Source organism: Nocardioides sp. TF02-7 (genome assembly GCF_022437945.1).
Classification (GTDB): Bacteria; Actinomycetota; Actinomycetes; order Propionibacteriales; family Nocardioidaceae; genus Nocardioides.
On the sequence record NZ_CP092535.1, the window covers coordinates 2,792,677 to 2,806,142 of the forward strand.

The 13,466-nt window shown below is 74.1% G+C and carries 12 protein-coding genes; 6 read left to right on the forward strand and 6 right to left on the reverse strand.

Translation table 11 applies throughout. The annotated features are described in order from the left end of the window. Positions 1 to 4: 4 nt before the first annotated feature. Positions 5 to 565 carry a hypothetical protein gene (locus MF408_RS14370; RefSeq protein ID WP_240248276.1) on the reverse strand — a complete coding sequence of 187 codons (561 nt, stop codon included), beginning with the start codon at positions 563 to 565 and terminating at the stop codon, positions 5 to 7. Between the two features lie 122 nt (positions 566 to 687). On the opposite strand from MF408_RS14370, the gene MF408_RS14375 reads away from it, so the two are divergent. Next, positions 688 to 1,581, forward strand: coding sequence for a polysaccharide biosynthesis C-terminal domain-containing protein (locus MF408_RS14375; RefSeq protein ID WP_240248277.1), 894 nt, complete (start codon positions 688 to 690; stop codon positions 1,579 to 1,581). Between the two features lie 36 nt (positions 1,582 to 1,617). Continuing rightward, on the forward strand, positions 1,618 to 2,514 hold the full coding sequence (locus MF408_RS14380; protein WP_240251925.1) for a sulfotransferase domain-containing protein: 897 nt from the start codon (positions 1,618 to 1,620) through the stop codon (positions 2,512 to 2,514). On the opposite strand, the gene MF408_RS14385 is transcribed toward MF408_RS14380, so the two are convergent. From MF408_RS14385 to MF408_RS14395, 3 genes are all read right to left on the reverse strand, one after another. Beyond that, the gene (locus MF408_RS14385) at positions 2,498 to 3,154 is read right to left on the reverse strand and encodes a hypothetical protein (RefSeq protein ID WP_240248278.1); all 657 of its coding nucleotides are present in this window, start codon (positions 3,152 to 3,154) and stop codon (positions 2,498 to 2,500) included. The genes MF408_RS14380 and MF408_RS14385 overlap by 17 nt on opposite strands. Continuing rightward, the gene (locus tag MF408_RS14390; RefSeq protein ID WP_240248279.1) at positions 3,151 to 3,657 is read right to left on the reverse strand and encodes a hypothetical protein; all 507 of its coding nucleotides are present in this window, start codon (positions 3,655 to 3,657) and stop codon (positions 3,151 to 3,153) included. The genes MF408_RS14385 and MF408_RS14390 overlap by 4 nt, the downstream gene beginning before the upstream one ends. 152 nt (positions 3,658 to 3,809) lie before the next feature. Further along, positions 3,810 to 5,384, reverse strand: a complete 1,575-nt coding sequence (locus tag MF408_RS14395) for a hypothetical protein (RefSeq protein ID WP_240248280.1) — start codon at positions 5,382 to 5,384, stop codon at positions 3,810 to 3,812. A 197-nt stretch (positions 5,385 to 5,581) separates the two neighbouring features. On the opposite strand from MF408_RS14395, the gene MF408_RS14400 reads away from it, so the two are divergent. The 4 genes from MF408_RS14400 to MF408_RS14415 all read left to right on the forward strand — a co-directional run bounded on the left by MF408_RS14400 (position 5,582) and on the right by MF408_RS14415 (position 10,759). Then, positions 5,582 to 6,094 (forward strand): hypothetical protein, encoded by a 513-nt coding sequence (locus MF408_RS14400; protein ID WP_240248281.1) that lies wholly within the window; start codon positions 5,582 to 5,584, stop codon positions 6,092 to 6,094. A 23-nt stretch (positions 6,095 to 6,117) separates the two neighbouring features. Beyond that, complete coding sequence (locus MF408_RS14405) at positions 6,118 to 6,891, forward strand: O-antigen ligase family protein (RefSeq protein WP_240248282.1); 774 nt, start codon at positions 6,118 to 6,120, stop codon at positions 6,889 to 6,891. A 653-nt stretch (positions 6,892 to 7,544) separates the two neighbouring features. Next, the gene (locus tag MF408_RS14410) at positions 7,545 to 10,151 is read left to right on the forward strand and encodes a fibrinogen-like YCDxxxxGGGW domain-containing protein (RefSeq protein ID WP_240248283.1); all 2,607 of its coding nucleotides are present in this window, start codon (positions 7,545 to 7,547) and stop codon (positions 10,149 to 10,151) included. Beyond that, positions 10,058 to 10,759: a PKD domain-containing protein gene (locus MF408_RS14415; RefSeq protein WP_240251927.1), complete on the forward strand. Its 702-nt coding sequence runs from the start codon at positions 10,058 to 10,060 to the stop codon at positions 10,757 to 10,759. Before MF408_RS14410 ends, MF408_RS14415 begins: the two co-directional genes overlap by 94 nt. Before the next feature lie 10 nt (positions 10,760 to 10,769). Here MF408_RS14415 and MF408_RS14420 read toward each other — a convergent pair whose 3' ends face one another. Beyond that, positions 10,770 to 11,780, reverse strand: a complete 1,011-nt coding sequence (locus tag MF408_RS14420) for a hypothetical protein (RefSeq protein WP_240248284.1) — start codon at positions 11,778 to 11,780, stop codon at positions 10,770 to 10,772. Positions 11,781 to 11,804: 24 nt separating this feature from the next. Then, positions 11,805 to 13,397 (reverse strand): hypothetical protein, encoded by a 1,593-nt coding sequence (locus tag MF408_RS14425; protein WP_240248285.1) that lies wholly within the window; start codon positions 13,395 to 13,397, stop codon positions 11,805 to 11,807. Positions 13,398 to 13,466 lie beyond the last annotated feature (69 nt).

Consider the following 13,466-nt stretch of genomic DNA (forward strand, 5'->3'; position numbering starts at 1 on the left):
GGCACTACGATGACCGCTTCGGGCAGGTGGCCGGGATCTTCCCAGCACTGATATCGAGGGGGATCGTGACGGGTCGGACGGCCGCGGACCGGACTGGTGAGATCGGGGCCGCCGCGCGCGGAGGCCTGGTCTCGCTCGTGGGCGCCGCCGCGAGCGCGGTGCTCGGGTTCCTGCTCGTGGTGCTCCTGGCCCGGATCCTCGGCGTCGGCGACAGCGGCGTCGTGCTGCAGGCGGTCGCGGCGTTCATGATCTCCGTCGCGGTGGTGCGGCTCGGCCTGGACACGGTGGCGATGTGGCTGCTGCCGCGGCTGCGCGTCGAGGAGCCGTCGGCGATCCCGGGGGCCGTGACCGCGATCCTGGTCCCGTCGCTGGTCGTCCCGGCCGCCGTGGTCGCCGGGTGGTTCCTGCTGCTCGCGGTCGCCCCGGGCCCGGTGCTCGGCCGCGAGGTCGACGCCGCGGTCAGCGCCGCGGCGCCGTTCCTGCCGTTCGCGTCGCTGATGATGGTGGCGGTGGCCGGCACCCGTGCCTTCGGGAGCGTCCTGCCCTTCAACCTGATCCAGAACATCGCCGTGCCGGGGCTCCGGCTGCTGGTGATCGCGGGGGCCGTCGCCGCCGGCGGGAGCCGCCGCTGCCGCCTCCGGCGCGTGGGCTGCGGTCTACCTGCCGGCGGCCGCCGTCAGCGTGGTGGTGCTGCTCCGGGGCGTGCGCCGTCACCACCCGGGGCTGCCGCTGCTGGCGCGGCCCGACCGGCGGTTGGTCCGCAAGGTCGCCGGGTTCGGGCTCCCGCGGACGGTCTCCGCCGCCGCCGAGCAGGCGAACCTGTGGCTGGCGGTGATCCTGGTCGGTGCGCTCCTCGACGCCGACGCGGCCGGCGCCTACGGATCCGCTGCGCGCTTCGTCGCCGCCGGGATGATCGTGTCCACGGCGGCCCGGGTGGCCGTCGCCCCCCGGTTCAGCGCGCTGCTGGCGGCGGGCGACACCGCCGCCGTCGCGCATCTCTACGCCGTGACCGCGCGGTGGGTGCTGCTGTTCGGGTCGCCGGTCTACATCGCTCTCGGCGTCAACGCCCCGACCGTCCTCCGTTGGCTCGGCGACGGGTTCGACGAGGCGGCGCTGTCGATGCTGGTGCTGTGCCTGGGTTCCTCGGTGATGCTGGCGGCCGGCAACGTGCAGTCGCTCCTCCTCATGAGCGGCGGCAGCGGCCGCGCGGCCGTCAACCGGGTGCTGGCGGTGGCGACGATGACGGTCGGCACGGTGCTGCTCGTGCCGTGGCTCGGGATGGTCGGCGCCGCGGTCGCCTGGGTGGTCGGCACCCTCCTCGACGTCGCGCTCGCGGCGGTCCACGTGCGGCGCCTGACCGGCATCTCGCTGGACCTGCTGCCGGTGGCGGCCGTGGCCGCGACCGTCGCCGGCTGCGTGGGCGGTCCGTGCCTGCTCGCCGTGCTGGTGCTGGGCGCCGGGTGGCCGGCACTCCTCGCCGGGACCGCGGTCGCGGCCGGGTGCCTGGCGGCGGCGTGCTGGGTCGGCCGCCGCCCGCTCCACGTGGGGGAGCTGGCCTCGGTGTTCCGCCGGACGGCCTAGGGTGTGCCCCGCGGAGACGACGAGAGGCTGGTGCTGATGGATGTCGGGTCGCTGAAGGACCGCTCGCCGCGGTGGGTGAAGGACGTCGCGAACTCCGCGACGCGCCGGTTCGCGCTGCAGACCGTCGGGGACCGGCCGGCGCCGGACTTCCTCATCATCGGGACCAAGCGGGGCGGGACGACCTCGCTCTACAACTACCTGCTGATGCACCCCGGCGTCCTCGGCCTGTTCCCGCAGAGCCGCGGCAAGAAGAGCACCGACTACTTCTTCTCCACGACCTACCACCGCGGCGACGACTGGTACCGCTCGCACTTCCACACCGAGCGGCACCGGCGCCGGCTCGAGGCCCGGCTCGGCTACCGGCCGTTGGGCGGCGAGGCGTCGCCGTACTACGTGTGGGACCCGCGGATCGCCGAGCGGGTACGGCGTACGGCTCCCGGCGCCAAGGCGATCATGCTCGTGCGCAACCCGGTGAAGCGCGCCTGGTCGCACTACCTGGAGCGCACCCAGAACCACGTGGAGCCGCTGCCCTTCACCGATGCCCTCGCGGCCGAGGACGAACGGCTCGCGGGGGAGCTGGACCGGATGCTCGCCGACCCGGGCTACCACAGCACCGCGTGGGACTGGTACCCGTACCGGTCGCGCGGCGACTACCTGCCGCAGCTGGAGCGGTGGACCTCGGTGCTCGGCCGCGAGAACCTGCTCGTCGTCCGCAGCGAGGACATGTACGGCGACGTCCAGCGGGTGTTCGACGAGGTCTGCGACTTCCTCGGGCTGCCGCACCACGAGCTGCCGACCCGGCGCACCTTCAACGCCTCCCACACGTCGCCCCGGATGCCGGAGGAGGCGGAGGCCGACCTCCGGGCGCACTTCGCCCCCCGCGTGGAGCGGCTGGAGGAGTGGCTCGGGCGACCGCTCAGCTGGTCACTGTGAGGTCGTCGGCCTGACCGGTCAGTGCGTAGAGCTGGTCGGGCTGGATCCAGAGCCGCTGCCAGCCGCCGTCGGCTGCTGCCAGTCCGCACGCCCGCTCGATCGTGACCGCCAGATAGATCCGCAGCAGGGCCGGCCACGTACGACGCGCGGCGCCGAGGGCGGTCAGGTGCGGCGCCGCGTCGGTCAGGCAGTCGGCCAGCCGGATGCCGCCCGGCCCCGCGGTCTCGCGGTGGACGCTGAACGCCCAGTGGAGGGCGTCGAGACCGGCAGGCGCGTCCGGCTCGCACGACTCCCAGTCCCAGACCCAGAGCGTCCCCGTCGCGTCCCGCGCGGTGTTCCACGGCGCGAGGTCGCCGTGCCACCGCGCCGCGACCGTCAGGCGGGGGGCGTCCCTGCTCGCCCGGTCGAGGAGCCGCACCGCCCAGGCGGCGGGCTCGGCGACGGCGTCGCCGGCGGGCCCGGTGAGCCCCGCGAGCTCCGTGAGTCCCGCGAGCCGGGCCCGTAGCGTCCGCACCTGGCCGATGTCGGCGACCGAGCCGGTGCGCACGACCGGCGCGAGGTCGTGGAGCTCGACCGAGGTCGGGTCGTCACCGGTGCCGGGACGCACCGCGCGGACGCTCGGCGGCAGCGGCTCTGTCACCAGCACCGGGTGGCCGCCGTGCTCGAGCGCCAGGAGGGGGGGCGGGGGGTCCGGACGCTGCCGGTCCCGGCCGCCGCGAGCTCGGCGAGGGCAGCGGACTCGGTGCGGACGTAGTCGTCGCTGGTGCGGTTCCAGCCGATCTTGGCGTAGCCGGCGGGAGTCCCGTCGGCGTGCACGAGCTGGAGGGTCGCCTTGCGGTTGGCGCCGGTGCGGACGCCGATCGACGCGCGGAGCGGACCACCGCCGAGTTCCCGCGCGATCGCCGCCAGCGGCAGCGACGCCGCCGCGTGCGGCCGGTCGTCGGGGACCAGGACCTGCAGCTGCGCCGCCGCGGTGGGGAGGCCGGCCCGCGCCGCCGCGCCGAGGACGGCGCGCACCGCGCGCTCGCGCGGCCCCCGCAACGAGCGGTAGTTGAGCGCGGACCCGCGGGCGGCGACGGCCTCGGCCGGCAGCAGCATCCGGGGCTGCCGCACCGACGGCACCACGGCGTACCGCTCCGCCACCCGGTAGCCGGGCGGTGCCGGCTGCCCGACCCTGCCGACGGCGAAGCGGACGTCGTCGTCGACCGCGAACCACAGCTGCTCGGCGAGCCCCCGCAGCGGACCGGGGAGCCCGTCCAGCCGCGACGGAACGACTCCCGCCGCGGCCCGGCCGGCTATCGCGCCACCTCGCGCTTCGGCCGCTTGCCCCGGTGCGCCTTGCCGTCGGCGCCCTCCGTTGCGGCGGCTGCGGACTCCTCGCCCCGGTCCGCCCCCCGGCCGCGGCCGGCACCCCACGGCCGGCGGTGCCGCAGCAGCACCGTGCCCTGAAGGGTGGCGTTGACGCTCACCAGCTCGTCGGCGACGTCGGCGAGGTCGCGCTTGCGGGTGCTGCCCGCGGTGCACACCGTGATCACCGACGTGCCGAGCCGCCCGGCGGCCAGCACCAGCGACCGGCTGGCGCGCGGCGGCAGCGCCACGATCGTCATCGGCGCGACGGCTCCGCTCTCCGCCAGCTCCCGCACCCGGGACACGAACATGGTCGCCGGGTTGGCGGCGTCGGCGGTCGGGTCCGGCACGTGGACCCGGAAGCCGGGACGGGCCTTGCTCTCGTACGTCGTCACGCCGTCGGCGACCGCGTCGCGCCTGCGCAGCACGAGGGCCGAGCGGATCTCGTCGACGGTGCGCTCGGGGTACTCGGCGAGGACCAGCTCGGTCGGCACGTCGGCGGCGGCGAGCTCGACGGCGAGGTTGACCGCGACGTCGGTGGGCTCCTCCTGCGTCGAGACGTCCGCGACGGAGACGACGGCCGTGCCCGGCGGGGTCGCCGCCAGCAGGTGCTCGCGCACCGATCGCACCGCGTCGACGTCGACCGCGGCGCTCGGGGTGGCGCTCTGCTTCCCGCGCAGGATCGCCAGCACCGGACCGACCTCGGAGTCGTCGATGTCGTGGCGGTCCCTGACCCGGCGGTCGATGCCGTCGACGGCGAACGCGCCGAGCAGGCCGAGCAGCAACCCGCCCAGCAGGCCGGTCGCGAGCACCAGCGGCCGGTTCGGAGCGGTCTCGACGCGGTTGACCTCGGCCGACGCGATCATCTCGCCGCCGGTGGTGTCGATGCCGGTCAGCCGGCTGCGCTCCTGCAGCAGGATGTCGATCTCGGCCTGGACGACCGCCTGCTCGGCCTGCGCCGCGGCCACCTGGGGACCGGAGGCCTGGGAGACCGCGCGGCTGGCCGCGGCGAGGCGGCTGCCCAGGGTGTCCAGCCGGTCGTCGTACTCGGCCAGGATCCGGTCCACACGATCCGCGTTGGCGGCCGAGCGCACCTCCAGGAACGCCTCGGCCAGGGCGTCGGCCCCGCGGACCGCCGCGTCCCGGCTGCCGGCGGTATAGCGCAGCTGGAGGACCGTCGAGTCAGGCAGGACGACGACCTCGAGCGACGCCCGGATGTCGGCGATGCTGCGGTCGATCTCGTCGGCCACGAGGGCGATCACGGCGGGGGAGCGCGCCGTCTGCTCCTCGGTCGTGCGGTTGAGCAGGTCGGGCTCGGGCCGGGCCAGGGCGAACGGCTGGCTGGACACCACCGCGAGGTCGACGCTCGTGAACGCGGTCGACGTCGACGGCGTGACGGCGAGGAACGCCACGGCGGCGAGCGCACCTCCGAGGGCACCGAGGACGAGGGTGTACCAGCGTCGCCGCAGCACGCGGATGTAGTGCAGCAGACCCAGCGTCGGCGTGGCGCTGTCCGTGTCCAAGAGCGATCTCCCCCAACGTGCGGATCCGGCGCCGCGGCTCGACCGCCGGTCCGCCCCAGTATGGCCGCAGGTCCGGCAGCACCCGCCTACTATGGCCGCAATGCGTTCAGATCGACGCGGTGCGCGGCGGGCCGACGCGACGCAGCTGCCGGCGTGGCCCCTCAAGGCAGCACTCTTCGGGTTCCCCCCTCTGGTGGGTGCTCGGCGTCGTCGACCTGATCTGGATCGTGGTGGGGCTGGTGATGCTCGGCTACCTCACCCGGGCCCGCCGGGTGGCCCTGCCCAAGGGGACGGGCATCTGGCTCGCCTACCTGGTCATCGTGCTCTGCTCGGCCGTCATGCTCTCCGGACCGGGGCCGCTCGCGGTCTTCGGCTACCGGTTCCTGCAGTACGCCGCGGCGGGCGTGGTCGCGGTCTACGTCTACAACGCCCGCCGGCACCTCACCACCCCGGTGGTCCTCGGGTGCCTCGTCGCCCTGTGGTGCGCCACGGTCGCCGGCGGCTACCTCGGGGTGCTGTGGCCCGAGGGCGTCTTCCGCACCCCGCTCGCCACGGTGATGCCGCAGGGGCTGCTGTCCAACGACCTCTTCAACCACATGGTCGTCCGGAGGTTCGCGCAGTACAACCCCGACAGCTACTTCGACATCTCCCCCGCCCGAGCGCGCCCTACCACTACACGAACAACTGGGGCCTGGCCTTCTCCATCCTGACGCCGTTCGCCCTCGCGGCGATCGTGGTCTGGCGCCGCCGACGCCGCGCGTGGCTGCTGGCCCTCGCGCTGCCGGTGGGGCTCGTCCCCGCGTTCATGACCCTCAACCGGGGGATGTTCATCGGTCTCGCGCTGGCCGGCACCTACATCGCGGTCCGGCAGGCCGCGCGGGGCAACGCCCGGGCGCTGCTCGGCATCGCGGCGGTCGCGGTGGTGGCGGCGAGCATCTTCACGGTCCTGCCCACCGAGGAGCTGCTCGCCCAGCGGCTGGAGGGCAGCAGCACGACCGAGGACCGTGCGTCGCTCTACCGGCAGTCGATCGACGCGGTGAAGGACTCACCGGTCCTCGGCTACGGCGCCCCCCAGGAGCCGGACCACCCCGGCCTCCCGCCGGTGGGCACCCAGGGGCAGCTGTGGATGGTGCTGGTGTCCCACGGGCCGCTCGCCGCCCTGTGCTTCGTCGGGTGGATGCTGTCGGCGTGGGTCAGGTCGGTCCGCCGGCACGAGCTGGTGCCGATGGTCGCGAACGCCGGGCTGCTCGTGAGCATGGTCCAGATCTTCTTCTACGGGCTGCTCCCGCACGGGCTGCCCGTGATCGCGGTGATGGTCGCGATCGCCCTCCGACCGTCCGACCGACCGCCCGGCCCCGGTCAGCAGTCGGGGTCGGACGGGGAACGTGCTGTCGACGACGACCCAGCCCGACCCGCGCCGCGAGAGGGTGAAGATGTTGAGCGAGCGGGGCCGGTCGGCGCCGTCGCTCACGACCCGGCCGCGCTGATCGCGGACCTTGACCCGTGAGTCGTCGACGCACGCTCCGATGACCATCTCCTCGTCGCGCTGCTCGTAGACCTCGACGGACACGACGCGGGGACGTCCCGTGATCCGCCACCCCGACCGCTCGTACTCCTCGGCCTGCGCGGTCAGCGCCTCCAGCGCCACGCCCTCGAGCGGGAGGTCGGCGAGGTTGTCCGGGTCCCCGGGGTCGCCCAGGGCGTCGGCCACCGCCTCCGCGTAGTCGTCCGCGGACTCGGACGCCTCCTCGGCGACCTCGGCCGGGACGTCGATCGGCGTCGGCCGGTCCTGGTCGGGGTCGGCGGCGGGGGGGTCCGACGGGGACGAGCCGTCGGCCGGGTCGGTCGGGTCGGTCGGGTCGGCCCGCTGCCCGGCCGTGGTCCGGTCGCCCTCCGGGCCGGCGTCCGGGTCGTCGTCGGACGATGAGCCGCAACCGACGAGGAGGGCGGCGGTGGTCGTGGCGGCCAGCAGGCCGGCGAAGAAGCGGTGCACGACGCCATTGTTCTGGGCCGGCTCGCGTGGCGCTCCCGATCGGTGAGGATCTTCGTCAACCTTGACGATGTCGGGTGCTCGGCGGCTCCGTGATGCTGGAGCGGAAGCAGTCCGTCTGCGTCTTGTGTGGGGGCGCGTTCTCGGGACGGCAAGAGCAAGGGACACCGATGGACAAGTTCTCCTGGGGGCGCCGCCGCCTCCGCCTGCTGACCGGCCCCGCCGTGGCCGTCGCCCTGGGCATCACCGGCCTCGGGGCCGTCGCCAACGGACCGGCCAACGCCGCGCCGGTGCCGGGGCCGGCCTCCGCCGCGCCCGAGCCGGCCCTGCTCGGCACGTCCCAGGACAACGCTGCCGGCTCCTGCTGGGAGATCAAGCAGGCCCGGCCCTCGGCCCCGAGCGGTGCCTACTGGCTGCTCACGCCGAAGATGGCCGAGCCCCAGCAGTTCTACTGCGACCAGACGACCGACGGCGGCGGCTGGGTGCTCGTGGGCAAGGGCCGCAACGGCTGGACGATGGACGACTCGGGCAAGGGGAGCGCCGCGGCCCTGCTCGACACCGGCTACCAGAGCGGGCACGACACCCACCAGTACACCGCCGACCTGGTCGACCAGCTGCTCAACGGCGGCCGGGTCGTCGACCTCAGCGAGGGCATCCGGGTCCGCCGCGCGCGGAACACCACCGGCACCGACTGGCAGGAGGCCCGGTTCCGCCCCGACACCCGGCAGACCGGCTGGTCGTGGGCGTTCCCCGCCCGGTTCTCGGTCCAGTCCTGGTCGTTCACCCCCGGCTCGAGCGGCTCCGGGACCAGCAGCGGCTTCAGCGGCACCACCGACTACTTCGGCACCGGCAGCTCCTGGGCGCGGATCCGCACCGGCCCGAGCGAGCAGACCGGCTACACCAGCGGCTTCGCCTACGGCGACTCGGTCACCGGCTCCAACGCCGCCTCCTCCTACCTGTGGGCGCCGAGCAACGGCGCCGGCCGGGCCGTCCCGGTGGCCCAGGTCTACGTCCGCCCGCGGGTGCTGTCCACCGACGCCGGCTTCACCGCGATCCCCGGCAGCGGCACACCCGCCATCGAGGCACGCGCCCTGCACGAGTCCGACGCCGACCCGCTGCCCTGGGGCGTGGCGGGCACCGCCGGCTCCACCTCCCGCGAGGGCAGCGTCGAGGTCCAGGCGTTCGCCGAGGCCGGCGGACGGATGTACGTCGGCGGCAACTTCCGCTACGTCCAGCCCTACGACAACGCGGGCGCACGCGTGGAGCAGTCGTTCCTCGCGGCCTTCGACCTGCAGACCGGCGAGTGGGTCCAGTCGTTCCGGCCGCGGCTCAACGAGCAGGTCCGTGCGCTCGAGGTGCTGCCGAACGGTTCGATCGTCGCCGGCGGTGACTTCACCTCGGCCAACGGCCAGCCCGCGACCGGGGTCGTCGCGCTCGACCCGACCACCGGCGCGACCGACACCGGGTTCCGGCTGACCGTCGAGAACCGCGTCTCCGGGGGCATGGTGCGCATCTGGGAGTTCGAGCGCCTGGGCGACCAGCTCTACCTCGGCGGCGACTTCACGCACCTCGTCGGCGGCGGCCGTCCGAGCTTCACCTACATGCGGGCCCTCGCGCGCGTCCGCGCCACCGACGGGCGCACCGAGCCCGGGGTGGAACCCGGAGATGATGGGCACCGTCATCGACCTCGACGGCTCCGACGACGGGTCGCGGGTCTACGCGGCCGGGTTCTTCAACACCTCGAAGGGCGTGCCGGCCCGCAAGGCCGCGGCGGTCCTCACGAACTTCGCGACCAACCCCGACGGCTCGGTCCGTCACCTGGCCGACCCCCTCTGGTCGCCGGTGTGGTCGGCCAGCAAGGACTACCAGCAGGCGATCGTCGAGGGCGGCGGCAACGTGTGGTCCGGCGGCTCGGAGCACAGCATCTTCGGGTTCGACCGCAACACCTTCCAGCGGATCAGCACGACGATCCTGCACGCGAAGGGCGACGTGCAGTCGTTCTCGGTCGCGGGCGACGTGCTCTACGCCGGCTCCCACGCCAACAACCAGTACGCCTACAGCGGCGCGACGACCTGGTCCGGCGGCGGCCCGGGCGGCGCTCCGTGGACGGCGGCGCACACGCAGCACTGGCTCGGCGCCTACGACGTGGCGACCGGCGAGACCCTTCCCGACTTCGCCCCGCACTTCATCATGCGGTCCGGCGTCTGGGCCACGCACGTCGACTCGACGGGCCGGCTGTGGGTGGGCGGCGACATGACCGCGACCCGCACGTCGGCGCAGGCCGGCCGCTGGGCCGGTGGGTTCACCCGGTTCTCCGTGCGGGACTCGGTCGCGCCCAGCACGCCGTCGAACTTCCACGTCGACAGCTCGAGCAGCGGCTCGATCACCCTCGACTGGAACGGCGTCGGTGGCAGCGGCCTCCGCTACCAGGTGCTGCGCGACGACCGTCCGGTCGCCGTGACGACCGACACGCAGATCACCCTGCCGGTCGTCGGCAGCGTCGGGGAGGAGCAGCGCTACTTCGTCCGGGCCGTCGACCGCGCCGGCAACGTGTCGGCCAGCACGCCGGCGCTCACCAACGAGGTGCCGGTCAACCAGCCCCCCGGTGGCCGCGTTCGAGGTGCAGCACAACCGCCTCACGATCTCGTTCGACGCCGGGTCGTCCAGCGACCCCGAGGGCGCGATCGTCGGCTACTCCTGGACGTTCGGCGACGGCGACAGCGGCACCGGGAAGGTCGTCCAGCACACGTACGCCGGCACCGGCAGCTTCGACGTGACGCTGGAGGTCACCGACCACGAGGGCCTGACCTCCACCACGACCCGGACCGTCCAGGTCGAGGACGCCGTGCCGGTGAGCCTGGTCGAGAAGACCTCGGCCTGGACGTGGCGCTACCAGGCCGGTGCCCCCGGCACCGGTTGGAACACCGTCGGGTTCGACGACACGGGCTGGCAGCAGTCCGGGACGGCTCCGCTCGGCTGGGCGCCGGCCAACGCGTCCGGCCAGGTGACGACCAACATCGACACCTTCGCCACCACCCCGGAGCGTCCGCAGACGGCGTACTTCCGGCGCACGTTCCAGGTCACCGACCCGGCCCGGCTGTCGCAGGTCGTGGTCACCGGGGTGGCCGACGACGGTGCCGTGTTCTACGTCAACGGCGTCGAGATCGGACGGCAGAACATGCGCGACGGTGCGGTCACCCCGACCACCTACGCCCCCAGCGCCCGCCGGCTGGCGGTCGCGGAGGCCGACCCGGTGGTGCTCGAGGTGCCTGCGGGTCTGCTGGTCGCCGGGACGAACGTGATCGCGGCGGAGACCCACGTCAACTACCGCGGCACGCCGGACCTCACGTTCTACCTCTCGCTGAACGCCCTCCGGACGCCGTAGCCCAGCACCGTCAGCACCGCCGCGACTCCCGCAGGGCCCGGGCGAACGCCGCCCGGGCCCTCGGGAACGCCCGGCCGTCGCTGCGATCGCCGATCCGGGTGTCGAAGTCGCGCTCGCGGTTGAACAGCACCGCCCAGGAGATCCCGAGGGCCGTCAGCTGGTCGGGCACGTCGGTGAGGAACCGGGCGACGGCGGCGTCGCCGAGCTCGACCGTCATGCCGAACTCGCCCAGGGCGAGCTCCTGCCCGTCGTACCACTGCTGCTGGCGGATCCAGGCGACGTCCTCCGCGGCGACGGCGGTCAGCGTCTCACCCGGCTCGTCGGCGTACGGGTCGAAGACCACGGTGTCCGGGAGCGTCCGGAACTGGTCGCCCACCAGGCCCTCGAACTCCCGGTCGTAGCCGACGATCCAGTACGTCGTGCGCAGCCGCGGGGCCTGCTCCGCGGCCAGGGCGTAGAACCGGTCGAGGGCGCGACCGTAGACGACGGGATCGGCCGACCGGCCGGTGACCTGTCCGGTGCGCACCTTGGCCCGGAACTCGTGCTCGAGCGTGGCGTAGACCGGCACGGACCGGTCGACCTCGGTGAGGGCGGCCAGGTCCGCGAGCCGGTCGGCGAGCCAGGCCTCGACGGTGGGGTAGTCGGGGTGCCGGGGGCCGGCGGCCAGCACCTCGATCCGGTCCGTGCCCTTGGTCGTGAAGGTGATGTTGGGGCTGGTCCCGCGACGGATCCGCTCGCTCTCCTCGCCGACCAGGACCGGCTGGTCGGGCTGGTAGTAGCTGGTGCCGACCTGGGGCGGGGCCCCGAACTGACGGACCACCTCCAGGTCGGCGTCGGGGCTCCAGTCCTCGTAGACGCCGAGCCGCGGACAGGTGCCGGGTTCGAGCGGGACGGTGCTCGGCCGCGTGCCCGGCCCGTCGGACGACCGGTCGGCCGGCTCGCTCGGCGTGCTGCACCCGGTCAGGAGCGTGGCGAGGACCAGGGGAGGGCCGAGGACGGCCAGGCGGCGGGAGCGGAGCACGGCCCCATTGTCACCGCGGGCCGGTCAGCACCTCCCGGTCGCCTTCAACGAGGTCGAGAACGACGCCACCGCCTTGGGGAACGTCTTCCCGTCGCTGCGCTCGACGATGCGGGTGTCGAGGTCGCGCTGCCGGTTGAAGAACACGCCCCACGCGAGACCGAGGTCGGCCATCTGCTCACGGATCCCGGTGTAGAACTTCGCGAGCGCGGCGTCGCCGAAGCGGACCTGCATGCCGAACTCGCCGAGGCCGACCTCCTGGCCCCGGTACCACGACTGCGCCTGGATCCAGTCGAGGTCGCCCTTGGCGATCTGGGTGAGGCTGAGGTTGCCGGACTGCGCGTAGGGGTCGAACAGGACCGCGTCCGGGAGCGTGACGAACTGCTCGCCCACCTCGCCCTCGACGGCCCGGTCGCTGCCGACGATCCAGTACGTCGTCCGCAGCTGCGGGGCCTTCGTCGCGGCGCGCGCGTAGAAGAGGTCGAGGGCCTTGCCGTAGACCTTGGGATCGGCCGACTGGCCGGTGAGCATGCCGAGCCGGATCTTCACCTTGTACTCGTGCTCGAGCGTGGCGTACACCGGCACCGCGGGGTCCACCCGGGTCAGCGTGGCCAGGTCGGCGAGGTGCTGGTCGAGCCACGCGAGGGCGGCCGCGTGCCCCGGGTGGCTCGGGCCGAGGCCGAGCGCGGCCAGCCGGTCGGTGCCCTTGGTGGTGATCGTGATGTTGGGGCTGGTTCCCCGCTTGATCCGCGCCGTCTCCTGGCTCATCCGGATCCGCTCCGCCGGCTGGTAGTAGCTGTTGGCGACCTGGGGCATCCCGTCGAACTGACGCAGGGCGTCGACGTCACGGTCGGCTGCGGCCTCGTTGTAGATGCCGATCGCCGGGCACTGCCCGGAGCCGGGCGGCGGGACGGTCGGGTCCGGGTCGGTCGGGTCCGTGGGGCCGGGGTCGGCCGGGTCGGAGGGACCGGGGTCGCCGCCGCCCCCGGGGAGGCCCCGGACGACCGAGGCCAGCCAGAACTGCAGCGAGACCGGTCGCTGCGCGCGGTCGCCGAGGTGCACCCGGGCCCGCGACGTCCCGGGCCGGGCGAGCGGCTTGCGGTCGATCCTGGTGACCTGCCAGCGCGGCGCCCGCTTGCCCGGGTCCCAGGCCCGGGCCCGGATCCGGTCGCCGTCGGTCTGCAGCTCGACCCGGACCTTGCGGCCGATGCGCTGTGGCACCCGCACCTTCCCGAGGGTCACCGCCCGGTGCGCGCCGGCGCGCACCACCCGCAGGACCTTGCGGTGCTTGCCGAACCGGAGGATCGCCCGGTAGCCGGTGCGACCGACGGCGCGGGCGTCGGCCGCCACGCGCAGGCCGGTGCGCCGGGCGCCCGGGATCCGGTAGGTCACCCGGGTCGTGCCGTCCGTGTACGCCGGCCCGCGGGGCCCGCGCACGACGGTCTGGCCGGGCGCCGCCCGCACGACGCCCTCGTGCCGGTGCGTCGCGGACGCCGAGGAGGTCGCCGCGGCGGTCGAGGAGGACGACGCGAGCGCGACCGCGGTCGCGACGGCGACGGCCAGCGCCACCAGCGCGGAGAGCGCCGAAGCGACACCGGCTCGCTGTCGGATCTGATACATGCCGCGCAGCGTAGGCCGGGTCGGTTATCAGATACCAAAACTTTCGCCGAGATTTAACCATCGGCGTGT